This window comes from Halarchaeum acidiphilum MH1-52-1 (assembly GCF_000474235.1).
Taxonomy (GTDB): Archaea; Halobacteriota; Halobacteria; order Halobacteriales; family Halobacteriaceae; genus Halarchaeum; species Halarchaeum acidiphilum.
This window is the reverse complement of sequence record NZ_BATA01000005.1, coordinates 26,197-48,592: the sequence shown is the minus strand read 5'-3', so window position 1 is coordinate 48,592 and position 22,396 is coordinate 26,197. Positions and strand designations below refer to the sequence as shown.

Sequence of the window (22,396 nt, the reverse complement as noted above, 5' to 3'; positions counted from 1 at the left end):
CGGCTCCGCCGTTCGCCGTTCCGAGGGCGTCCTACTGGACGCCCTCGTTGCTCGCGCCTCGCTTCGCTCAGCGTTCGCCTTTTCGAGGAAGCGAACCTACCGTTTCGCGTCCTCGTACTCCTCTCGCCACCCACTGAACTGCCCGGAGACGGCGCCGAGGGTGCTCCCGACGTGGAGGAGCTGATAGCCGTCATCGACCTTCGCGACGGCGTCGTCCATGCCGAAGGTGAGACCGCCGACGGTGACGTCGCGCTCGATCGCGGCCTCGCGGACCGTCTCGACCGCCGCCTCGACTTCGGGATCGTCGAGGTCGCCCGGACTCCCGTAGGCGACGGAGAGATCGTTCGGGCCGAGGAAGACGAACCCGAGTTCGGGGACGGAGAGGATCTCGTCGATGTTCTCGACGGCCTCGGCGGTCTCGATCGTCACGCCGACGAGGACCTCCTCGTCCTCGGTGCCGACGTAGTCGTCCGCGTGGCCGTAGCGCGCGGCGCGCGGGCCGCCGAGACCGCGCTCGCCCGGCCCGTCGTCGTACTCGAAGTTCGCGGCCGCGACGGCGTCGCGGACCTCCGCGGCCGTCTCGACGCGCGAGAGGAAGAGATTGCGCACGCCCGCGTCGAGGGCCTTGCGGACCATCGCGGGATTCGCCTCGGGAACGCGCACGAGGAGTTCCGTGTCGGTCAGTTCGGCCGCGCGGAGGAGACCGGAGAGCGCGTCGGCGTCCCACGGACTCGGCCCGCCGTGTTCGAGGTCGATCCACACGAAATCGAAGCCGAGTTCGCCGACGACTTCGACGACCGCGGGGCTGTACGTGTTGTCGAGGACGCCGAAAGCGGGGTCGCCGTCCGCGAGCGTCCGTCGAAGATCGTTGTGTCGGGGATCCACGTCGGGGCGACGCGCGGCGAGAAGAAAAGCGTCCGGGCCGGCGTGGTCGTGGTCCCCGCGACGACGCTACTGGATGTGGCCTTCCTGTCGCAGCTGCTCGGCGGCGTCGTCGTCGTAGCGCCACTCGACGTTCGCCTTCTCGTCCTGCCAGTCCCACGGCTCGGCGATGACGACGTCGCCCTCCGAGATCCACGTCCGGAACTTCATCCGGCCGGGAATGCGCCCCATGCGTTCCTCGCCGTCCGCACAGCGGAGCTGGACGCGGCTGCCACCGAGCATCTCGGTGACGACCGCGAACACCTGATCGTCGTCGGGCATCCTGAGGTTCCGACGTCCCTGATTGTCGCTCATAGAGGAAATAGGCCGGCTACACGGTTAAACGGTTCCCCTTCGTCGTGGTACCGTGTCCCACAACGCGTCCAGCAGACCGTTTCACGATGAGACGAGCGGAAACGAACACGATCGGAAATAAATAGTTATAGGAGGTGCGCGTCTTCTCTCGATAGAGACCACGTCTAGCAATGCTACCGGAAGCGAGAAAACGGAAGATAGTGGAACTGGTGTCGACGCACGACGGCCAGTCCGTCGCGGAGCTTGCCGACGAGCTGGACTACTCGAAGGCGACGATCCGGCGCGACCTGCGGGCGCTGGCGGAGGAGGGGCTGATCGAGCGGAGTCACGGCGGGGCGTTGCCCACGTCGTCGGTCGCGAGCGAGCGGCCGTACGGGGAGCGGGAGGTCCAGAACTTGGAGGCGAAGCGCGCCATCGCGACGCGCGCCGTCGAGGAACTCGCGGACACGGAGGTCGTCTTCTTCGACGCGGGCACGACGACGATGGAGATCGCCCGACGCGCTCCGAGCGATCTGCTGGCGGTGACGAACTCCCCGCAGCTCGCGGTCGAATTGGAGGAGACGGTCGACGAGGTGAAGCTCACCGGCGGGACGCTCCGGAGTCGCACGCGCGCGCTCGTCGGGCCGACCGCGGAGTCGTTCATGGAGCGGACGAACTTCGATCTCCTCTTCCTCGGGACGAACGGTCTCGACGTCGAGGCGGGGCTGACGACGCCGAACGAGAACGAGGCCCGCATGAAGGAGCTGATGGTCCAGAAGGCCAATCGCGTCGTCCTCGTCTGCGACGCCACGAAGGTCGGCGAGCGGAGCTTCATCCAGTTCGCGGAGTTGGGGGACGTCGATCACGTCATCACGGACGCCGCGCTCCCCAATCGCCTCGCGGAGACGCTCGACGCCGCGGACGTGCGCGTGAGCGAGGAGGTGACGACGTGATCCTCACCGTCACGCCGAACCCGGCGCTCGACTACACGGTCGAACTCGACGACCCCCTCGAAGCCGATACCGTCGTCCGGACGGACGGCGCGCGCGTCGACGCGGGCGGGAAGGGGATCAACGTCTCGCAGTACCTCCGCGCGCTCGGCTCGGAGACGGTCGCGAGCGGCTTTCTCGGGGATCCCTTCGGACGCGTGCTCGCGGACGAACTCGCGGCGGACCTCGACACGTCGTTCGTTCCGGTCGAGGAGTCGACGCGGCTGAACCAGACGATCCTCGCGCCGGACGGCGAGTACAAGATCAATCAGAACGGCCCCCGGGTCTCCGAGGGGGCCGTCGACGACCTGCTCGCGCGCGTGGCGGACGTCGCGCCGCCGGTGCTCGTGGTCGGCGGGAGCCTGCCGCCGGGCGTGACGGCCGCCGACGTCGATCGGCTCGCCGACGCCGGTGAGTGGGCGACGGCCGTCGACGTCGGCGGGGCGATGCTCGCCGAACTCGACGCCGACTACGCGCTCTGCAAGCCGAACCGCGCGGAACTCGCCGAGGCGACGGGGATGGCGACGGAGAGCGTGGACGACTGCGTCGCGGCCGGGGAGGAACTCCGATCGATGGGGTACGAGCGCGTGATCGCCTCGCTCGGCGGCGACGGCGCGATACTCGTCGGTCCCGAAGGTGCGTTCGTCGCCGACGCGCTGGCCGTCGACGTCGTCGACACGGTCGGTGCGGGCGACTCGCTCCTCGCGGGCGTACTCGCGGCGTACGACGGCGGGGCGTCCGATGAGACGGCGCTCGCGACGGGCGTCGCGGTCGCGTCGCGCGTCGTCGGCGTCGCGGGGACGAGCGTCCCCGATCTGGCGGGCATCGAGACCGTTCGCGACGGCGTGCGCGTCCGGCGCCGCTAGTCGAGCAGAAGCACGCAGAAGAACGCATATCCGAACGCCTTTAACCACCCTCGTACAACTATCGTGATAGACCATGCCAGATCTGTCAACAGCGTATCGGAACTACCTGACCTCCATCAAGGACGACTTGATGACAGGCGTATCGCACATGATCCCGTTCGTCACGATCGGCGGGATCTTCCTCGCGCTCGGCTACGCGTCCGCGTCCGTCTTCGGTGACGTCCGGACGGTCTTCGACGCGACGGGAACGCTCGGTTGGTTCCTCGCGCAGGTCGGTAATGCGGGACTCATGCTCATGGTGCCGGTCCTCGGCGCGTACATCTCGTACGCCATCGCCGATCGGCCCGGTCTCGCCCCCGGGTTCGTCCTCTCCTACCTCATCCAGCAGGGGGACGTCCTGAAGGAGGCCGGGAAGATAATCGGCATTCAGGGCGGCGCCGCGGGCGCCGGCTATCTCGGCGCGCTCGTCGCCGGTCTCATCACGGGGTACGTCGCACGCTGGTTCAAGCAGCGCGACGTCCCGGAGTTCATCGAGCCGATGATGCCGGTCCTCATCATCCCGGTCGCGACGACGCTCGTGCTCCTCCCCGTCATGCTGTTCGTCGTCGGCATCCCCGTCTCGATTCTCAACGCGGCGCTGACGACGTGGCTCCGCGGAATGCAGGGCGGGCAGGCCTTCATCGTCGGCGCCATCCTCGGCGGCATGATGGCCTTCGACATGGGCGGGCCGATCAACAAGGTCGCGTACGTCTTCGCGACCGGTCTCATCAGCGAGCAGATCTACGCGCCGATGGCCGCCGTGATGATCGGCGGGATGACGCCGCCGCTCGGCATGGCAATCGCGAACCTCGTCGCCCCCGAGAAGTACGAGGCCTCGATGTACGAGAACGCGAAGAGCGCGCTCCCGCTCGGTCTCTGCTTCATCACAGAAGGAGCGATCCCCTACGGCGCCTCCGATCCCGGCCGCGTCATCCCGGGGATCGTCGCCGGCTCGGCCATCGCCGGCGCGGTCGCGATGGGTCTCGGCGTGACGATGCCCGCCCCGCACGGCGGCATCTTCGTCATCCCGCTCTCGAACAAGCCGTTCGTCTTCCTCGGCTGTATCGTGCTCGGCGCGCTCGTCACCGGGATCATCGAGTACGTCATCACGCCGGCCTACGACGAACGCGTCGGGAGCGCCTAACGAACACCGAGTGCGGAACGCTTACCCTCCGCGCAACACCAATCACAAACGATGAACGAAACTGATCTGAAGGAGCTGATCAACGTCGACCTGATCTCCCTCGACGAACCGCCGGCGGAGAAGGAAGCCGTCATCGAACACCTCCTCGACCTCGCCGTCGAGGCGGGCCGCGTCTCCGATCGCGAGCAGGCGCTCGCCGACCTCCTCGCACGCGAGGAGGAGTCCACGACGGGCGTCGGCATGGGCATCGGCATCCCGCACGCGAAGACGACCGGCGTCGAGGAGCCGACGCTCGCGTTCACGCGCTCCTCCGAGGGCGTCGATTTCGGCGCGATGGATGACGAGCCCGCGACGCTGTTCTTCATGATCCTCGTCCCCGAGGAGTCCAGCGACGACCACCTGCAGATCCTCTCCAGCCTCTCGCGCTCGCTCGTCCACGAGGAGACGCGCGAGCGCCTCCACGAGGCCGAGACGCCCGAGAGAGTCCAAGAGATCGTCATCGAGGAGGTGGCCTGAGATGCCCGAGCGCGTCGTCGAAGTCGTTCCCGAGGAGGGACTCCACGCCCGGCCCGCCTCGCTGTTCGTCGAGACGGTCAACGAACACGATGCGACGGTGTCCATCGGTCCCGAGGCGCCGGCGACGACGAGCTGGTGGACGCCTCCTCGATGCTCGGCGTCACCGGACTCGGCATCGCGGGCGGCGAGAAGCTCCGGATCGTCGCGGAGGGAGCGGACGCCGAGGCCGTCCTCGACGCCCTCGAAGAACTGCTCTCGACGCCAGAGGACGAGCTCTGAGACCATGAGCGAACGACGACTCGCGGGGATCGACGTCACGCCGCTCGCCGGCGTCGGCACCGTCGTCTGGTACCGCCCGGACGCCGACCTGCCGGAGCCGCCGGCTCCGGAGGAAATCGACGCTGAGGCGGAGCGGGCGGCGTTCGAGGAGGCCCGCGACGAAGCGGAGGCCGAGCTGGAAGCCGAGCGCGAGCGCACCGCCGAGCGCGTCGGCGAGGACGAGGCCGCGGTGTTCGACGCGCACGTCCAGTTCATCAACGACCCGCAGATCACCGACGGCGTCGCGGAGCGCATCGACGAGGGACTGCCGGCGGCGCACGCCGTGCAGGCGACCTTCGACGAGTTCGTCGAACGGTTCGCCGACATGGAGGGCCGGATGGCGGAGCGCGCGGACGACCTCCGCGACGTCCGTGACCGGCTCCTCCGGCTGCTCACCGACGGCGAGCGCGTCGACCTCTCCTCGCTGCCCGAGGACTCGGTGGTGCTCGCCGAGCGACTCACGCCCAGCGACACGGCTCAGCTCGACCCCGAGCGCGTCGCCGGATTCGCGACCGTCACGGGCGGGCGGACGTCGCACGCGGCCATCTTCGCGCGCTCGCTCGCCATCCCCGCGGTCGTCGGCGTCGGCGAGACCTTAGCGGCGGTCGGGGACGGCGAGACGGTCGTCGTCGACGGGGATGCCGGGGAGGTCGTCGTCGACCCCGACGAGGACACCGTCGCGGCCGCGAGCCAGCGCACGGAGGCGGCGATCCGCGAGGAGGCCGTCGAGACGGTCGACGGCCGCGAGGTCGAAGTCGCGGCGAACGTCGGCACGCCGGCCGAACTCGGTCCCGCCGCGGAGCGCGGCGCGGACGGCGTCGGACTCTTTCGAACCGAGTTCCTCTTCCTCGACCGCGAGTCGGCGCCGGGCGAGGAGGAGCAGTACGAGACCTACCGGGAGGCCATCGAGACGTTCCCGGACGGCCGCGTCGTCGTCCGCACGCTCGACGTCGGCGGCGACAAGCCCGTGCCGTATCTCGACCTGCCGGACGAGGAGAACCCCTTCCTCGGCGAGCGCGGCATCCGGCGTTCGCTCGGTCCCGATTCGGACCTCTTCGAGACGCAACTGCGCGCGCTCCTGCGCGCCGATGCGGACACGGACACCGGAAGCCTCGCCGTGATGCTCCCGCTCGTCACCACCGTCGAGGAGGTCGCGGAAGCGAAGGCCGTCGTCGACGAGGCCGTCGACGCCTCGAATCCGAGGGGGTCGACGCGTCGGTGCCCGAGTTCGGCGTGATGGTGGAGACGCCCGCGGCGGCGTTCATGGCGGACGAACTCGTCGAGCACGTCGACTTCTTCAGCATCGGGACGAACGACCTCGCGCAGTACGTGATGGCGGCCGAGCGGGGCAACGACGCCGTCGCCGAACTCGGCGACTTCCGCCAGCCGGCCGTGCTGCGAGCGATCGACGCGACGACGAGCGCCGCGGCGGGCGCAGACGTCTGGGTCGGGATGTGCGGCGAGATGGCGGGCGATCCCGAACTCACCGAGTTGCTCGTCGGTCTCGGGCTGACCGAGCTCTCGATGAGCGCGGTGACGGTGCCCGCGGTGAAAGCGCGCGTCACGGAGACGGACACCGACGCGGCGCGGGCGCTCGCGGAGAACGCGCTCGCGGCCGCCAGTAAAGACGAAGTCATCGAACTCCTAGAGTAATCCATGAAGCTAGTCGCAGTCACCAGCTGTCCGACGGGCATCGCACACAGCCAGATGGCGGCCGAGAACCTCGAGACGACGGCCGAGGAGATGGGCCACGACATCAAGGTCGAAGTCCAAGGCGCCATGGGCGCGGAGAACGAACTCACCGCGGACGACATCGCCGCGGCCGACGCGGTCATCATCACCGCGGACACCGCCGTCCAGACCGACCGCTTCGAGGGGAAGCCGGTCGTTCGCGGCCCCGTGAAGGCGGGCGTGAACCGCGCGGGCGAGATGATCGAGCGCGCCGTCGAGGCCGCGGAGGCGGGCGAGTCGGGCGTCATCAGCGAGGGCGAAGGCGCCGCCGAAGCCGCGGAGAGCGAGGACGAGGGGGGCAGTTCGGGCGGCGCGGCGGCCGAGGAGCCGGTGCAGCGCGGCGGCGATCCCGAGAAGGGGATCTTCCGCCGCTTCGCCGCTGGATCTCCGGCTAACTCGGTTCGGAGTTTTCGTTTCTGCGCGGGTCTGCGTGTTTCCGCATCAATTATAGGGGTGGCGGGGGACCACTCGAACGAGGTAATACAGATGGGTTTCTACGGTGGCGACGAACTCTCGAAGGTGTACGCTGACGGGCTGGAGGACGGCTTCGGTCTCGTCGCGAGCAACATCGCGGAACCGAACGCGATGCTGGGGTTGTTGGAGGGCGCAGCGCGCGTCGACTCCGACCTCCTGCTCCAGATGAGCGCGGGCGCCTGTCGCTTCGCGGGCGACGGCGACAAGGTGGCGGGCCTGCGATCGATGGGCGACTACATCGAGGTGATGGCCGAGCAACGCGATATCGGCGTCTTCCTCAACATGGACCACCAGACGGACATGGAGTTCATCGAGACCCAGATGGACCTCGACATCCCCTCCTCCATCATGATCGACGCGAGCCACGAGGACTTCGAGGGGAACGTCGAGCGCTCCCGCGAGGTCGTCGAGATGGCCGATGAGAAGGGTTCCGACGTCCTCATTGAGGCCGAACTCGGCCAGATCAAGGGCGTCGAGGACGAGATCGAATCCGAGGAGGCGTTCTACACCGATCCCGAGCAGGCCGTCGAGTTCGTCGAGCGGACGGGCTGTGACCTCCTCGCCATCTCCGTCGGCACCCAGCACGGCGTCGCGAAGGGCAAGGACCTCGAACTCCGCCCGGACCTCGCGCGCGACATCCGCGACGCCCTCGACGACCACGGCCTCGACACGCCGCTCGTCCTCCACGGCTCCTCGGGCCTGCGCCCCGAGCAGGTCGAGGAGATGATGCAGTACGGCATCTGCAAGATGAACAAGGACACCCGCTACCAGTACGAGTACACGCGGACGGCCTTCGACCTCTACCGCGAGCACGAGGCCGAAATCGTCCCGCCCGAGGGGGTCCCGGACAGCCGCGATACGTTCTTCGAGGACACGGACTGGTCGCCGAACAAGGACCACTTCGATCCGCGCGTCGCGGGCCGCCAGATCCGCGAGCGCATCGCCGACGTCCACGCGGATCTCGCCGAACTCGCCGGAAGCGCCGGCGAGAGCCGCTACGCCTGACGTCTCGTCTCCTCTTCTCTCTCGCCGTTCGCCCGACCCAGAGCGGCGCGTCCGTCGCCAATTCCACCCCACGGTGGACCGACCGCCATCGTTAAGTAACAGGTTGTAACACTAGGTGGTATGTCGTTCGAAGGGTTCAGCGACGCGACGGAGGCACAGGTCACGAACGCCATCGCCCGCTCGTGGGGCGACGAGTTCCTCGACTACACGGACACCGACGTCATCGTCGTCGGCGGCGGCCCGTCGGGGCTCACGTGCGCGAAGGAGCTCGCGGAGCGCGACGTCGACGTGATGGTCGTCGAGAAGAACAACTATCTGGGAGGTGGGTTCTGGCTCGGTGGCTTCCTCATGAACAAGCTCACCGTCCGCGAGCCCGCCCAGCGCGTCCTCGACGAACTCGGCGTCCCCTACGAGGAGGCCGAGGAAGCCGACGGTCTCCAGCTCGCCGACGGCCCGCACGCGTGTTCGGCGCTCATCAAGGCAGCCTGCGACGCCGGCGCGAAGATCCAGAACATGACGGAGTTCACGGACATCGTCGTCCGCGAGGACCACGAGGTGTCGGGCATCGTGATGAACTGGTCGCCGATCCACGCCCTGCCGCGCGAACTCACTTGCGTCGATCCCATCGCCGTCGAGTCCGACCTCGTCATCGACGCGACGGGTCACGACGCCGTCGTCGTCTCCAAACTGCAAGAGCGAGGCGTCGTCGACGCGCCCGGCATCGAGCACGTCGAGGAACACGAGTCGGGCATGGACACGACCGAGGACGGCGAGTACGGCGCGCCCGGCCACGACTCGCCCGGCCACGACTCCATGTGGGTTGCGGACTCCGAGGACAAGGTCGTCGAGTACACGGGCAAGATCCACGACGGACTCCTCACCTGCGGGCTCTCGACGGCGACGACGCACGGACTCACGCGAATGGGACCGACGTTCGGCGCGATGCTCCTCTCGGGCAAGCGCGCCGCGGACGTCGCGCTCGACGAACTCGGCGTGGACGCACCACGCGTCGACGTGCCCGGGACGGCGCCCTCGCCCGCCGACGACTAGCGGAGCCGAGCAACGCGAGGGGCCGCGTTATAGCGAACGACGGAGCCGTGAGCAGCGCGGGGCCGAGTGGGCGAGAGCGAGCGCGCTATTCGGCTTCGAGGATGTCCTCGACGTACGCGTCGGCGGCGTCGCGTGCGAGGTGGAGGACGTCGGAATCGTCGAGAACGACGAAGCGGGTGCGCGCGCCGTTCACGATCGTGAGCAGCGTGCCGGCGGCGGTTTCGGGATCGACGTCGTCGAAGACGCCGCGGTCGACGCCGTCGGCGATGACGGTCCGCAAGAGGTAGCGGAGGTACTCGTCGTTGCGCGCGAGCTGTTCGCGAATCGACTCGTGGTAGGGCGCTTGCGCGCGCATCTCGAGGAGCGCGACGATCAGGTCGTAGTCGTCCTCGCGCTCGACGAGGAGACCGTCGAGGAGGTCGTCGAGACGCGCTTCGGGATCCGTCGTCTCGACGTCGTGGACGTGCGTGAGGAACCGATCGAGGAGGTATTCGAGGAACGCGACGAGCAGGTCGTCCTTCGTGTCGTAATGGTAGTGGATGGCCGCCGTCGTCTTGCCGTACTCCTCGGCGATGGCGCGCATCGTGAGGTCGGCGTACCCCCGCTCGCGGAGCGCACGATACGTCGCCCGCATGATGGCGTCCTCCACGTCCGTGCGCTCCCGGTCGCTCGGGATGTCGGCCATTGTCGGGTGTGGGGCCGCGGAGGGTTTGGATGCGTCGGTTCAGCGCCCGCTCGGCTCGGGACCGGGACCGGGACCGCCCTCGCCGGTCGAGTCGAGGGCGTCGACGACGGCGTCAGCGACGGCGAACACGCCGCGACGCGCCGGCGAGACCGCATCGAAGTCGCCAGCGGTCTCCGCTGTGGCCTCCCGCCCGTAGAGATCGAGGAGTCCGCTCGTCACGGCGTCGACGAGCGCCTTCGCGACGTCCGTATCGGTGTCGACGAGGGCCTCGAAGGCGAGCGAGTGGAGGTAGTCGCCGACGAGGACGGCGCGCGTGCCCCCGGGTTCGCGGTCGGGGAGTCCGTCGCGTCGGACGGCAGTCCGAGCGTCGAGGAGGTCGATCGCGCTCGCGGCCGCGACGATGTCCCGGGGTCGGTAGCCGGGCCGGCGCGTCGCGGTTTCGAGGACGGCGCGCGCGGCCGGCGATCGGGGCGCGCGGCGAGCGCGGCGTCGACGGCGCGCGACAGCGACGCTCCCGGATCGCACAGCGACGCGAGTCGCGCGTCGACGGCCGCCAGCGTTGTCTCCTCGCGCGTCGCGCTCTCGGTTCCGGTCGCGGTGTCGCGTGCGTGGCCCATCTCGGTCCTGACCGATCGGTTCGCCCGCGCGGCACAAGTCGGTTTCGACCCCGGCGAGCGGGCCGACCACGGCCGGAAGCGCCGCGTCCGCGATTGATCGGCCGGTTAGTTTCGTCCGCTCGGCGTCTCCGCACCCCGGACGACGGAGCGCGGGCGACGACGGCTACCGGCGCGGCCGCGTCGTCCATCGCACAGTGACGAGTGACCGATCGCTCGACGGGCGATCGGTGAATCGGGTTATAAAACCGTGATCCGTTAGCTCCGTATGCTAATCGAGAGTCGTATATCGCCCTCATTTCAATAGCGGGAATATCGTGGGTAGCATACGAAACGTACTCTCTCCCTCCACCCGGACTGACCACTCCCCACGAAAGCATACGAAACGTACTCTCTCCCTCTCGACCGGCCGCGCTTACGCGTCGGCGTCGAGACGGCCGTGAACCGCGTCCGCGAACGCGTCGGACCGTTCGGCGTGCGGCACGAGCGCCGTCCGCGCGATCTCGACGAAGTCCGCGCCGACCGCCTCGGCGAGTTCGCGGCCCTCGGCTGGCGTCGTCGTCTCCGCGGCCGCGCCCCAGACGAGCGTCAGCGGCCCGTCGTAGTCCGCGAGCGCGTCTTCGAGGTCGACGTCGACGTTCAGGTAGCCGCCGACGAACGCCGCGATCGCGTGTTTCGCGCCGGGCTGGTGGGCGCTGCGCCACTGGTAGTCGAGCCACTCGTCCTCGGCGTTCGCCACGTCGTAGTAGCCGTGGTCGTCGTTCGAGCGCCGGATCGACGCCCGCGAGGTCGCGACGTCAACGACGAGATCCCCGAGGAGCGGCGCGCGCACGACGCAGCGCGCCCACGGATTCGGTCCCGGCATCGCGCCCGTCGAGGGGCAGACGAGGACGAGCGCGCGCGGATCGATCTCGCCGTCCGCGAGCGCGCTCGCGACGTAGCCGCCCGCGAGCGACGACGCGATCACCGCCGGATCGTCGTACCGATCGAGGAACGCCGCGGTGAACGCCGCGTAGAGGTCGCCGTCGTAGTCGATCGCGGGCCGATCCGAGCAGCCGAATCCCGGGAGGTCGGGGGCGACGACGTGGTATTCCTCAGATAGCTCGTCCCAGATCGTCCGGTATTCGCCGCTCGATCCGGCGGCGTTCACGCCGTGCAGGCAGACGACCGTCGGGTCCGACGAGTCGCCGGACTCCGTGTACGCCACGTCCATTCCGCGCCAGCGGAACGATCCGCGTCGACCGTCGAGCGGGGGTTCGAGATCGCCGGCGTACGCGCCGAGCGCGCGGTCCGCGACGGCGGCGAGACCGATCGCACCCACCGCCGCGCCGATGGTTCGCAGGAGTCGCATGGCCGATCGTTGGCCCGCGACCGACAAAAGTTCGGGTGGAAGGGGGACGGTGGGGGCGACTCCAGACCGACTCCACCCGAGTCGGACCGCCGCAGGTCTTACGGCGCGAACGCCCGTCATGCTCGCTATGGACGTTCGCATCGAGGGAGTCGACGACTTGGAGGCGGCGCTCGAACGCGGCCTCGAACGGATCGGCGAACTCCGCGCCGGAACGCGAGTCGATTCGGACGCGTTCTTCTCGAAGCCGTTCATGCGGGAACACACGGAATACGGGACATTCGGCGCGTTCCGTGCGGACGCACCGCTCGATTTCGACGTGCCACTCGACGAGTCGACGACACGTCGGCGTCGCGCGGATCGGTTCGTCAGCGACGTGAGCGATTTCGAAACGTGGGAGGAGATGAAGACGCGCGCCGCCCACGAGGAGATCCTCGATCAGCTCCTCTCGAACACGTCGTGAATGGGGAAATCGAGTTAGACGATCGCGTGGAGACCGGTGTAGAGACCGTAGCTGACGAGACCGGCTCCCGCCATCGATCCGACCCACGAGAGGACGGTGAACCCCGCCTTTCGGGGCGACACCCCGCCGCCCGAGGAACTCGCCGCCAGACCGCTCCCGACGATACTCGATATCATGACCTTGTTGAACGAGATGGGGATGCCGAGGACGATGGCGAGCTGTGCGATGAGGAACGCCGGAATGAGGGCGGCGATCGATCTGCGCGGGCCGAGCGCGGCGTACTCGTTCGAGACGGCTTGGATCACGCGCGGTGATCGGATCCACGCGCCTGCGAGGATGCCGACTCCGCCGAGGACGAGCAGGTAGCTCGTGCTCGCGTGCAGGTCAGATTCGAAGACCGTCTCGAGCGGCCCGGTGGCGAGTCCGACCTGACTGCCCCCGCTCGTGAAGACGACGACGAGACCGAGGACGATGAGGAAGCGCTTGATCCCGGTCGCCTGATCGCGAACGAGTTGCCACCACGTCGCACCGAGCGCGGCGATCCCGAGCGCGAGGCTCACGACGAACATCCCGAGCGTGTAGTGTGGGGCGAGCGTCGTCGGGAGGAGGTGGAGCGACCGGCTCATCGATCCGGCGATCGAGCCGGTCGTTCCGCTCGGTGCGGGCAGGACGGAGAGGTGGATGTTGGCGAGCGCGTACCCCACACCGCCGGCGAGCACGGGGACGCCGACCGTTTCGTCGAGCGCGTCGCTCCGAAGCGCCCGGGCGATCAGATAGCCGAGGATCGCGTTGACGACCGGGATCACGAGCCAGAAGCTGAAGATGCGAACGTACTCGTGCGTGGCGAACCCGCCGCCGAGGGCGATCCCGACGCCGATGATGGAGCCGGTGACGGTGAACGCCGAGGGGATCGGGTAGCCGCGCGAGTTCCCGATCGTGATGAGCGCCGCCGACGTGAGGAGCGCCGCGGCGGCCGCAAGCGGCGTGATCGAGACGCCCGTGACGAGATCGCGCCCGATCGTCTCCGAGATGTTGCCCCCCTGAAGGACTGCACCGAGTCCGGCGACGACGCCGACGAGGAGGGCCGCGCGGAGGATCGAGAGCGCGTTCGCGCCGACGGCCGGCGCGATCGGCGCGGAGTTGCTGTTCGCGCCGACGGTGAACGACATGAACAGTGCCGCGACGAATGCGATAGCGAGCACGAGAGAGATGGCAGCCATCCGGTCTCGATACCTCGTACTCGCCGAGTCCCGGTGGACTCTGTTGAAGATACCGATCCCGTCCGATGAGCGGGTCGGGGGGACGCCGCCCTCGCGCGACGCTCCGGGAGATCCATTGGGCGACAGGAATGTGACGTCGCCGGCGGAGGATTCGGGTACGTCCTCGGATCGCTGGCTCTACTCGCTGATGCGCTCCGCGGTGGCGTCGAGCGTCGCCGGACCGCTCGTCACCCTCTACATCGTCCACCTCGGCGGCGGGCCGGGCGCGCTCGGGAGCTTCTCGGAGGCTGGCTCGCGTCCTACCGCTTCGACGTCGCGGTCGTCGTCGCCGCACTCCTCTGCGTCGTCGTCGCCGCCGCCGTCTTCGGCGTGGCACAACTCTCATCCGGCACGCGATCCGATTCGGGCGCGGCCAGCGGCGACCTCTGATAGCGGATGTATAAATACTTTCTGGCGTTTTTTCGCTCCTTGTCCGACCATTAATAAGGTGGCGTCGGAAGTGGTAGCTGGACTATGGTAGCAAGCGCACTCGCTCCCGTCGCCCTCGGGTTCTTCGGGCTGGGGACCGGGTACTTCATCGTCGGTGGTACGAACCTCTTCGAATTCCCCGAGAAGGGCGAAACGACGGCGCAGACGCTGGGATCGTGGGGGATCTGGATGCCCGGCTTCCTCCAGTTCCTCACCGGGATCCTGCTCTGGGGCGGTCTCACGTGGTTCGAGGCATTCCGACAGGACCACCTGCTCTACATGGCGGCGCTCGCGTTCACCGCGTACGGCGTCCACTGGTTCGTCCTCGGGTGGAAGATGTACAGAGGGTTCGATCCCCGTCCCGACGCGTGGATGGCGATCGCCTTCCTGTTAGTCTCCGTCCTCGGGATGGTGGACTTCTTCCTCGGTGGCGTCGTCCCGGTCGCCATCCTCTTCCTCGGGCTGACCCTCGTCTACCTCTCCGAGATCTGGGCGCGTTTCACCGGCTCGGAGACCGGCGAGAAGTCCGTCGCCCTCTTTCAGGTGCTCACCGGCATCTGGCTGATGTACCTCACGTACGCCGTCACGCTCGACATCGGGCTCGGCTGGGCGCTCCCGAAATAACCGACGCGATCGACGCTCCCGGCGACGCGCCGGCATCCGCCCCGCTCGCACCGCTCCCCCCTACCGGCAGCGAGTGGGGCGAACCGATCCTTTAGGCGCGTCCCGTTCTTCCTCGCGAGCGTGGCAACGTCTCAGTCCTCCTATCGCGCGGGCGTCTGTAACATCGGTCGGCGCGAGCGCCGACGCCGTTACGCCTACGCCGCGCTCTCCTTCCTCATCGCCGTCGCGTTCGTCCTCGGCGCGGCGCTCGACGTCATCCCGCACGAACTCGTCCCCGCGCTCTTCGTCCCGCTCGCGCTCGCCATCGAGTGGTATCTGCAGGCCTCGAAGTCCTTCTGCGCCCTCCTCGCACTCCTCGGGAAGTACAGTTTCCGCGAATCGGACGAACGCGGCACCGTCTCCGATCCCGATGACCGCGCGGTCGATCGGGCGTCCGCCGTCCGCATCACTGCCATCTCCGTCGTCGTCGCCGCGCTCGTCACCGCCGCCGTCTTCGTCGCGCTCTGACGCTCACTTCTCGTCGTCCGCGTCGACGTCGAACCCGCGCTCGGCGAACGCTCGGACGGCGCGGTCGTACGTCTCCCCGCCGTCCGGCGTGAGCAGCGACGGGAGGGACACGCGCCGCTTCCGCGTCGCGCCGTCGTCGCGGTAGGTGATGACGAGGCGCGGACGCGTCAGGCCCTTCTCGCCCCGCGTCGCGGCCACCGACTCGATCCGATCGAGCGCGAGTCGGTCGGGCGCGCGGTAGCCACGGAGGGAGTTCGCGATCCAGAGCGCGAGGAGGAGCGCGGCGACGACGCCCGCACCGCCGGCGGCCCAAATCTGGTCGCCGCCCGACTGGAGGGCGTCGCGGAGCACGGTGGCGCTCCAGCCGATCGCGACGGCGAGCCAGCAGACGTAGCCGAGGAAGATCGCTTTCCGCCACCACGTCTCGCCTCGCCAGTAGTCCCGATACAGCGCGCGGAGATACCCGCGAACGGACTCGTCGAAGACGAGGCTCCCGTCCTCGAAGCGCGCGGTGCCGCGTTTCGTCGCGAACGACTCGATGGCGGGCACGTCGCCCTGATATCACGCCACTTACATATCCGTTCCGGTGGCCCGTACGGCTTTTAGCGGTGCGGCCCGTTCGCCGGGTCGATGGCCGACGACGGTTTCGACCGATGGCGACGCGACTGGTACCGGTGGGTGGCGTTCACCGCCGACCGGCGGATCCTCACGACCGTCGTCCTCCTCGTCGGCTTCACGTTGTTCGGTCCCGTCGCGAGCTTCCTCCTCCCATCGCCGAAGAACCCGCTCGCCGACTCCAGTCCGACGGTGTCGCTCGTCTCCGCGCTCCTCAGCGGGACGTTCTTCCTCTTCAGCATCGTCGTCACCGTCAACACGCTGTTCGTCTCCCAACAGCAACACCCGCTCGGCCAGCAGTTCGGCCGCGTGCAGAGCGTCGTCCAGTACCGCCGTCAACTGGAGGACGTCGTCGACACCGAACACGTCCCCGCCGAACCCGAAGCGCTCCTCCGGCTGCTCTCCGGGAGCATCCTCGAACGCGCCCAGCACCTCGAAGACGAACTCGGCGCGGCGGACTTCGATCTGCGCGAGGACCTCGACGGCTACGTCGAGAACCTCGCCGAGGAAACCGGCGAGATGAACCGCGGTCTCGAAGAGGCCGAGGACACCCTCGACGTCGTGCTCGCCACCATCGACTACGATCACGACAAGCAGATCCACGACCTCCGCGCGATCCGCGTCGCGCACGACGACGAACTCGACGACGCCACCGCCGAGCGTATCGACGAGATGCTGCGCCTCCTCCAGTACGCCGCGACCGCCCGCGAATACTTCAAGACGCTCTACACGCGCCGCGACCTCGCGAACCTCTCGCGCGACCTCGTGCTCACCGCCGTCCCGACCGCCGCGATCGTCGCCGCGTTCATGCACTTCCTCAACGACCTCCCGGACAGCAACCTCCTCGTCGTCACTGTCGAGGCCGTCGCGTTCGCGCCGTTCGTCCTCGTCGCCGCCTACGTCCTGCGCGTGACGCTCGTCAACAGCGCGCAGCGCGCCGCCGGCCAGTTCGTCGTCGAGGACGACGGCGGCGACATCGAGGGCATTCCGGACGGCGACTGAGCGGACGGCCGCTCGTCTCGTCACTCGGCGTCGATCAACTCATGCTCGGGTCCGTCAGGTTTCGTGGAAGGCGACACTCGCACTACTTCCGTTCGCGGTGATGGTCGCGGCGTCGCGGCCTTCTATCGTATTTCCGGTGATATCGATACCTGCCTTCTGTCCAGCCGTCGTGACCGTCGCGTTCTCGAGCCGAACCGATCCGTTCCGTCCATCAATTGTCATTCCGGCGTTCTTTCCGTTCGTGCTGAGTGAGCCATCCCGGAGGTCGACACCGGTGCCTTCGACGGTGAGAGCCGCTTTCTGGCCAGTCGTCGAGAGCGTACCGTTTCTGAGATCGATCCGAGCGTCCCCATCGATCCGGATTCCGGCATTTTTGCTGGCGGTCATAACCGTCGCGTTCCCGAGTCCGATCTGCTCCCCAGCGTTGATCTCGACGTCCGCTTTCCGTCCGGTCGTGGTGATGTTCGCGTTTCCGAGCCGAGCCGATCCGTTCCGGCCGTCGATCGTGAGTCCCGCGGTCTTCCCGTCGGTGTCGATCGTCGCTCCCCGAAGATCGACACCGTCACTCTCGATGGAGAGGTCGGCCTTCTGTCCATCCGTGTCTAGGGCTGTCCGATTGAGTGTGACCGTCTGTTCCCCGTCAATGGTGAGCGCGGCGATCTTCCCGTCCGTCATTGCGGCGATGTCCGTCCCCGCTATCCGCTTCCCGGTGATTTCGAGACTCGCCTTCTGTCCGGTCGTGTTGACGGTCGTGTCTCGGAGACTCACCGCACCACCACGACTCGTTACGGCCACTCCGGCGTTTTTGCCCTCCGTGCTGACGGTCGCGTTCCGGAAGGTGATGTGACCACCGCCGGCCTCGACATGGAGGCTCGCCTTTTGCCCGGTCGTCCGGACCGTCCCCCCGTCGGTTTCGAGCGAATGCCCTCTGGAATCGAGCGTCACATCGCCGTTCTCGTTCGTGGTCTCGATCGTCCCGCGGAGGTCGATCCCGCTCGCGGCGATGGAGAGCGAATGGTCGACGCTAACGGAGACGCTCTTCGGCACGACGAGGCGCTCGTCGGACGAGTAGCCGTCCGCGAGGTCGCTCGCGTTCACTCTCCGGTCCTCGGCGTCGTAAACGCCGTCCCCGTCCACGTCCGTATACGCGAATCCCGGATTCGACGCGGCGGCCGTGTCCCGAACCGTCCGGTGGTCCACGACGGCGCCGTCCGACGTGACCGCGAGGACGGTGATCGCGTACTCGTCGCCGTACGTTCCGTTCTCGCGGTAGGTCGCCGTCCCGCCGTCGCCGACGACCATCGTCGTCGTGCCGGCGTCCAGATCGTGGAACGCGACGACGCTATGGAGGCCGCTCGCCCCGAACTCGTAGTCGACCGCGTAACTCGCCCGGTTCGCGTCGGCGTCACTCCGGTCCGTTATCGCGACGCCCGCGACGCGTTCGGCCGGGGACGCGTTGTACGTGTCGTGCGTGTCCCGACCGTCAGCGACATCGACGTACGTCATCGCGTCGATCCGATCGCCACTCGCGTCGTACGCGTGTACGGTGACGTTGACGGCGTCGCCCCCGGCGTCGGTGGCCGGGTCGACAGTGATCGCTCCCGCCCCGCTCGACGGAACGGACGCGTTCGACGTGTCGAGCGTCCATTCGCCGTCCGTATCGACGAGCGCGACGCTCACGTTCGCGACCGCGTCCGTCGCCTCGTATCCGATCGTGTACGCCGCGCCGTCGTCCGGCCCGGTGCGGTCGGCGAGCGTGACGGCCCGCAGCGGCTCGCCCGCGCGCTCGACGGTACCGTTGTCGTCCGAGTCGACGCCGTCCGCGACGTCGGTGACGGTCTCGGTGTCGAGCGTGTCCCCGCTCGTCCCGTGCGCGCGGACGGTGACGGTGTAGTTGTCACCGGCCGCGTCCGACGCGTCGTACGAGACGCGGTTCGTCCCCGCCGCCGCGGCGAGATCCGTGTCGTTCCGCACGGCGCCCGTCGCCTCGTTCCGGATCGCGACGGAGACGTTCGCCGTGCGATTCGCCTCCGCGGCGTCGAGCGCGTACGTCACGTCGTACGCCGCGCGGTCGTTCGGGCCGCTCCGATCGACGAGCGTGACGTTCAGCGACACCGGCGGCGTCGATTCGTCGCCGCCCGACGGCGTGGGAGTGGTCGTGGACGGCGTGCTCGTCGTCGTGGTAGTCGTCACGGCCGTCGTGGTAGTCGTCGCCACCCGCCCGCCGCACTCCGTCGTGTCGAGGGCGGTGTTCGACGGCGTGTGGACGACGGAGACGTCGCTCTCGGTCAGGTCTCCGATAGCCGTCTCGCTCTCGTTCTCGTACGGGTACGTCCACGTCATCCCCGGTGAGAACGAGCCGGTGGCCCCGTCGCCGTCGTCCGTCCACGATCCGTTCGCGAACGGGACGCGCTTCGTCCCGTTCGACCCGCGTAGCACGGCAACGAGGTCGTCGCCGTCGAGGGATTCGCCGCCACAGCGCGTAACGGTGACGCTCCCGTCGTGCACCGTGACATCCACCGAGCCAATGGGGGCGTTCGCCGCGCCGCCACCGCCGTAGGCGCGATCCAGCACGGCGACGCCGCTCACCGTGACCGTCACCACGACGATGCCGGTCAGGAGGATCGTTCCCACGACGCTGTTGCTACCCCGCGTCATCGCGCTTGCCCGACGCCGCTACCGGTCGGACGTCTTCAACGGATAGGGCGCTCGCGGGCAAAAGGCTTCGGCGTTCGGACCGGCCCGTTTTTGCCGATCGCACGCCAATGGCCACCTCGTGTCGCACCACGACTTCCTCGTCCGGGCCGTCGCCGCCGCCGTCTGTTGGCTCTGCCTCGTCACCGTCGCGGCGGCGGTGATCGTCGGCGGGGTGTTCGGGACGTATCCGGGTCCGTACGGGGGCGCGGCGGTCGTCGTCGCCGCGCTCGCGGTGGCGTGCGTCGCCGGCGCGCTGCTCGTCACGGGCGTTCCGGCGCGCGCGAGGTCGGAGTGACGAGTGTCGGCTCAGCCCTCGACGGGCGGGTGGACGAACAGCGCCTCGCCGATGACGCCGAGGCAGCCGAGGCAGCCGACGGCGAGCGTCGGCAGCACCGCGTAGGGTGCGATCGCGGTCGCGACGACGGTCGCGACGAGGAGGACGGTGATGACGCCCAGCACCGCGTCCGGGCGGCCGATACCCTCGAAGAGCGTGCGCTCGTTCGCGTCGGTCTGGGTCATCGAAAGCGGTGAGAGTATTGTCGTCAGCCCGCGCGCGTTACATGTAGCCCAGATCGCGGAGGCGCTCCATGAGGTCCTCCTTGTCCTGAGCGCGGCCGGCGCGTTCGGTCGTCTCCTCGAGGTTCTGGAGCCACGCGGGCTCCTCGGCGGCCTTGTCGGTGCTGACCTCGGAGCCGAGCGAACGGAAGCCTTGAAGTACTTCGGCGAGACGGGGATGTCCTCGTGGCTGAGGTCGTTCGGGAGGTCGTCGTAGGACTGGGGCACGTAGCCCTCGTCCGGGAACTCATCGACGCTCTCCGGGACGACGTAGTGCCAGAAGGCGTCCCAGACGGCGGCCTCGTCGAACTGGAGGATCGGCTGGATGCGGTCGTGGGGCGGGTAGATGTCCGGGTCGTGACGGGGCGAGAAGAACGTCTCGTCCGCGCGGGCCTCCTGTTCGTCCCAGCGGATCCCGGAGAAGATGCCGTCGACGTCGTACTCCTCGAGGGCGTCGTTGAGCGCGACGGTCTTCAGGAGGTGGTTGCCGACGTAGGTGTCGAGGAGGAAGGGGAAGGTGTCCTCCTCGTACTCGAGGATGTCCCGGACGTGGTGTTGGTTGTGCTCCGAGAGCTCGCTGATCTCGATGTCGTCGCCGGGTTCGAGATCGTTCGCCTCGACGTAGTCGCCGACGTCCTCGTTGCGGGCGTAGATGAGTTCGAAGTCCCACTCGTCGCTCCAGCGCTCGGCGAAGTCGAGCAGGTCGTCGAAGTGCTGGTAGTGGTCGATGAAGATCGCCGGCGGCATCTCGTAGCCGTACTCCTCGGCGACCTCCTTGACGAAGTAGAGGGTGAGCGTCGAGTCCTTCCCACCCGTCCACATGATCGCGGGGTTCTCGTACTCTTCGAGACCGGTCCGCACGACCTCGACGGCTTTCTCGATCTTGTCCTCGAGGCTCGGGTAGTCCTCGGGGTCCTCGCCTTCGCCGTCGGTGTAGTCGACGTCGAGGTAGTCCGGGAAGTCCGCTGACATCGTTGTGTCCTCCATAAACGGCGGCGGACTTAAAGGGTTGCGCGTGCGGTCAGCGTTCACCGGTGGACCGCGAAACCGGCGGTTCTTGTCGGGTACTCCGAACGTGCCGTCGCGTCACACGCGCGATCGAACGCGCGCGTGAGACCGCGTGATCGTGCCGTTTCAGCGCCGTAGCGGCTCCGGTACGACGTCATTCGTTCGGGCACCGCGGTGGCGTCCCGCTCGCGATGTCCGCGCCCCGAAATTCCGGCGATTCCCTCCGGATTCGGCCGGAACAGCGAAGCCACCGGTACATGTCAATGGGGTATGACGCCTCGGACGGTCCTCTACGCCGACGACGACCCGGAGTTCGCGGACGTCGTGGGACTCCGGTTGCGCTCGCACCTCGACTGCGCGGTGGAGACGACGACCAGCGGCGAGCACGCGCTCGAACGCCTCGACGACGCGGACGTCGACTGCCTCGTTCTCGACTACCGACTGCCCGGACACGACCCGCTCGAACTCCTGCGCGACGCGCGCTCGCGCCGCCCCGACGTCCCCGTCGTCTTCTTCACGGGCGTGGACGACCCGAGCGCGGCGGCCGACGCGAAGGAGGCGGGCGCGGCGGCGTTCGTCCGAAAGGGACCCGGGAGCGTCGACACGCTCGCCGACGTGATTCGCGAGCAGATCGGCGCGTAGGGTCGCGAGAGGCGGATCCGCGCTCGTGGGACTCGACTACGGTGTCTTGACTGTGCGCGATGAGAGACGGCACTAGCCGCCCGGCCACTCACAACAGCGTACCGCCGCGCCCGTCCGCGCGACGCTGTCCACTGCAAGATTCATTTGGTCGGCCGACAACAGTTCGTTCGATGCCGGCCTCGGCCGGCCCTCCCCAGCCAATGCCACCTGATGACACAATATCGAGCCGATCGCTGACGGGCGGCCGCGAGCACGACGCCGCGATGGCGGACCTCTCCGGGTTCCAGCGCGATCTCCTCTGGCGTCTCGCCGAGTGCCAGCCGTGCAACGGACTCGAAGTCGAGACGCTCCTCGAGGAGTACTACGGGGAGACGGTCAATCACAGTCACGTCTACGCGAACCTCGACCGCCTCGTCGAGACGGGGTTCGTGGACAAGCGAGACGGAGACGACGCCCGCGCGAACGAGTACCGGATCACGCCGTTCGCGCGGACGACCCTCGACCGGCGTCGCGAGTGGCTGAACGCCCGCTCTGGACCGTAATTCAATTTCGCTTGTAGTTCTACAACGTCACTTGCAAACCTTTATTCGAACGCGGGTAG

Annotated in this window: 23 protein-coding genes and 4 pseudogenes; 16 read left to right on the top strand and 11 right to left on the bottom strand. The window is 68.2% G+C overall.

Annotation, left to right across the window (positions count from 1 at the left end):
• Positions 1-96: 96 nt before the first annotated feature.
• Entirely contained in the window at positions 97-885 is a 789-nt protein-coding gene (locus AOZ13_RS01920) for an HpcH/HpaI aldolase family protein (protein ID WP_021779662.1), read from the bottom strand.
• Between the two features lie 66 nt (positions 886-951).
• Complete coding sequence (gene eif1A / locus AOZ13_RS01915; protein ID WP_020222819.1) at positions 952-1,236, bottom strand: translation initiation factor eIF-1A; 285 nt, start codon at positions 1,234-1,236, stop codon at positions 952-954.
• 170 nt (positions 1,237-1,406) lie between these two features.
• Here eif1A and glpR point away from each other — a divergent pair, with 170 nt between their 5' ends.
• From glpR to AOZ13_RS01870, 9 genes and pseudogenes are all read left to right on the top strand, one after another.
• Positions 1,407-2,168, top strand: a complete 762-nt coding sequence (glpR, locus tag AOZ13_RS01910) for an HTH-type transcriptional regulator GlpR (RefSeq protein ID WP_021779660.1) — start codon at positions 1,407-1,409, stop codon at positions 2,166-2,168.
• Positions 2,165-3,070 carry a 1-phosphofructokinase gene (gene pfkB / locus AOZ13_RS01905; RefSeq protein WP_021779659.1) on the top strand — a complete coding sequence of 302 codons (906 nt, stop codon included), beginning with the start codon at positions 2,165-2,167 and terminating at the stop codon, positions 3,068-3,070. Before glpR ends, pfkB begins: the two co-directional genes overlap by 4 nt.
• Positions 3,071-3,143: 73 nt before the next feature.
• Positions 3,144-4,253 carry a PTS fructose transporter subunit IIC gene (locus AOZ13_RS01900; RefSeq protein ID WP_021779658.1) on the top strand — a complete coding sequence of 370 codons (1,110 nt, stop codon included), beginning with the start codon at positions 3,144-3,146 and terminating at the stop codon, positions 4,251-4,253.
• A 51-nt stretch (positions 4,254-4,304) separates the two neighbouring features.
• Complete coding sequence (locus AOZ13_RS01895) at positions 4,305-4,769, top strand: PTS sugar transporter subunit IIA (protein ID WP_020222684.1); 465 nt, start codon at positions 4,305-4,307, stop codon at positions 4,767-4,769.
• A 1-nt stretch (position 4,770) separates the two neighbouring features.
• A pseudogene (locus tag AOZ13_RS15570) lies at positions 4,771-5,048 on the top strand (HPr family phosphocarrier protein).
• Positions 5,049-5,052: 4 nt separating this feature from the next.
• Positions 5,053-6,740: pseudogene (ptsP, locus tag AOZ13_RS01885) on the top strand (phosphoenolpyruvate--protein phosphotransferase).
• 3 nt (positions 6,741-6,743) lie between these two features.
• Positions 6,744-7,190, top strand: a pseudogene (locus AOZ13_RS01880) (PTS fructose transporter subunit IIB); the annotation flags it as partial.
• Positions 7,191-7,304: 114 nt separating this feature from the next.
• Positions 7,305-8,297 (top strand): class II fructose-bisphosphate aldolase, encoded by a 993-nt coding sequence (fba, locus tag AOZ13_RS01875; RefSeq protein ID WP_049933707.1) that lies wholly within the window; start codon positions 7,305-7,307, stop codon positions 8,295-8,297.
• Positions 8,298-8,417: 120 nt separating this feature from the next.
• A complete protein-coding gene (locus tag AOZ13_RS01870) occupies positions 8,418-9,347 on the top strand; it encodes a sulfide-dependent adenosine diphosphate thiazole synthase (protein WP_020222507.1) in 930 nt (309 codons plus the stop codon).
• A gap of 85 nt (positions 9,348-9,432) precedes the next feature.
• Here the strand turns inward: AOZ13_RS01870 and AOZ13_RS01865 are convergent, their stop codons facing one another.
• The 3 genes from AOZ13_RS01865 to AOZ13_RS01855 form a co-directional block, all read right to left on the bottom strand.
• The gene (locus AOZ13_RS01865; RefSeq protein WP_020222506.1) at positions 9,433-10,032 is read right to left on the bottom strand and encodes a TetR/AcrR family transcriptional regulator; all 600 of its coding nucleotides are present in this window, start codon (positions 10,030-10,032) and stop codon (positions 9,433-9,435) included.
• A 39-nt stretch (positions 10,033-10,071) separates the two neighbouring features.
• A complete protein-coding gene (locus AOZ13_RS01860; protein ID WP_021779655.1) occupies positions 10,072-10,557 on the bottom strand; it encodes a hypothetical protein in 486 nt (161 codons plus the stop codon).
• A 504-nt stretch (positions 10,558-11,061) separates the two neighbouring features.
• Positions 11,062-11,997 (bottom strand): alpha/beta fold hydrolase, encoded by a 936-nt coding sequence (locus tag AOZ13_RS01855; protein WP_020221507.1) that lies wholly within the window; start codon positions 11,995-11,997, stop codon positions 11,062-11,064.
• A 127-nt stretch (positions 11,998-12,124) separates the two neighbouring features.
• Between AOZ13_RS01855 and AOZ13_RS01850 the strand changes: the two genes are divergently transcribed.
• The gene (locus AOZ13_RS01850; protein ID WP_020221508.1) at positions 12,125-12,457 is read left to right on the top strand and encodes a hypothetical protein; all 333 of its coding nucleotides are present in this window, start codon (positions 12,125-12,127) and stop codon (positions 12,455-12,457) included.
• Between the two features lie 14 nt (positions 12,458-12,471).
• Here the strand turns inward: AOZ13_RS01850 and AOZ13_RS01845 are convergent, their stop codons facing one another.
• Positions 12,472-13,677, bottom strand: coding sequence for an inorganic phosphate transporter (locus tag AOZ13_RS01845; RefSeq protein ID WP_021779653.1), 1,206 nt, complete (start codon positions 13,675-13,677; stop codon positions 12,472-12,474).
• 234 nt (positions 13,678-13,911) lie between these two features.
• Positions 13,912-14,055, bottom strand: a complete 144-nt coding sequence (locus AOZ13_RS14125) for a hypothetical protein (protein WP_021779652.1) — start codon at positions 14,053-14,055, stop codon at positions 13,912-13,914.
• Between the two features lie 135 nt (positions 14,056-14,190).
• Here AOZ13_RS14125 and AOZ13_RS01840 point away from each other — a divergent pair, with 135 nt between their 5' ends.
• Together AOZ13_RS01840 and AOZ13_RS01835 are read left to right on the top strand one after the other, a co-directional pair.
• Entirely contained in the window at positions 14,191-14,769 is a 579-nt protein-coding gene (locus AOZ13_RS01840; RefSeq protein WP_020221511.1) for a hypothetical protein, read from the top strand.
• Between the two features lie 120 nt (positions 14,770-14,889).
• The gene (locus tag AOZ13_RS01835; protein WP_020221512.1) at positions 14,890-15,276 is read left to right on the top strand and encodes a hypothetical protein; all 387 of its coding nucleotides are present in this window, start codon (positions 14,890-14,892) and stop codon (positions 15,274-15,276) included.
• Between the two features lie 3 nt (positions 15,277-15,279).
• Here the strand turns inward: AOZ13_RS01835 and AOZ13_RS01830 are convergent, their stop codons facing one another.
• Positions 15,280-15,825 carry a hypothetical protein gene (locus AOZ13_RS01830; RefSeq protein ID WP_020221513.1) on the bottom strand — a complete coding sequence of 182 codons (546 nt, stop codon included), beginning with the start codon at positions 15,823-15,825 and terminating at the stop codon, positions 15,280-15,282.
• Positions 15,826-15,906: 81 nt separating this feature from the next.
• On the opposite strand from AOZ13_RS01830, the gene AOZ13_RS01825 reads away from it, so the two are divergent.
• Positions 15,907-16,893: a hypothetical protein gene (locus AOZ13_RS01825; RefSeq protein WP_020221514.1), complete on the top strand. Its 987-nt coding sequence runs from the start codon at positions 15,907-15,909 to the stop codon at positions 16,891-16,893.
• 54 nt (positions 16,894-16,947) lie between these two features.
• Here the strand turns inward: AOZ13_RS01825 and AOZ13_RS01820 are convergent, their stop codons facing one another.
• Entirely contained in the window at positions 16,948-19,551 is a 2,604-nt protein-coding gene (locus tag AOZ13_RS01820; protein WP_020221515.1) for a beta strand repeat-containing protein, read from the bottom strand.
• Between the two features lie 118 nt (positions 19,552-19,669).
• Here AOZ13_RS01820 and AOZ13_RS01815 point away from each other — a divergent pair, with 118 nt between their 5' ends.
• A complete protein-coding gene (locus AOZ13_RS01815; protein WP_021779650.1) occupies positions 19,670-19,885 on the top strand; it encodes a hypothetical protein in 216 nt (71 codons plus the stop codon).
• A gap of 11 nt (positions 19,886-19,896) precedes the next feature.
• On the opposite strand, the gene AOZ13_RS01810 is transcribed toward AOZ13_RS01815, so the two are convergent.
• Together AOZ13_RS01810 and AOZ13_RS01805 are read right to left on the bottom strand one after the other, a co-directional pair.
• Positions 19,897-20,109 (bottom strand): hypothetical protein, encoded by a 213-nt coding sequence (locus AOZ13_RS01810; protein WP_049933695.1) that lies wholly within the window; start codon positions 20,107-20,109, stop codon positions 19,897-19,899.
• 37 nt (positions 20,110-20,146) lie between these two features.
• Positions 20,147-21,117 (bottom strand): annotated as a pseudogene (locus AOZ13_RS01805) (phosphoadenosine phosphosulfate reductase family protein).
• A 306-nt stretch (positions 21,118-21,423) separates the two neighbouring features.
• Here AOZ13_RS01805 and AOZ13_RS01800 point away from each other — a divergent pair.
• A complete protein-coding gene (locus tag AOZ13_RS01800) occupies positions 21,424-21,795 on the top strand; it encodes a response regulator (RefSeq protein ID WP_020221294.1) in 372 nt (123 codons plus the stop codon).
• Between the two features lie 200 nt (positions 21,796-21,995).
• The gene (locus tag AOZ13_RS01795) at positions 21,996-22,337 is read left to right on the top strand and encodes a PadR family transcriptional regulator (protein WP_021779647.1); all 342 of its coding nucleotides are present in this window, start codon (positions 21,996-21,998) and stop codon (positions 22,335-22,337) included.
• Positions 22,338-22,396: the final 59 nt, after the last annotated feature.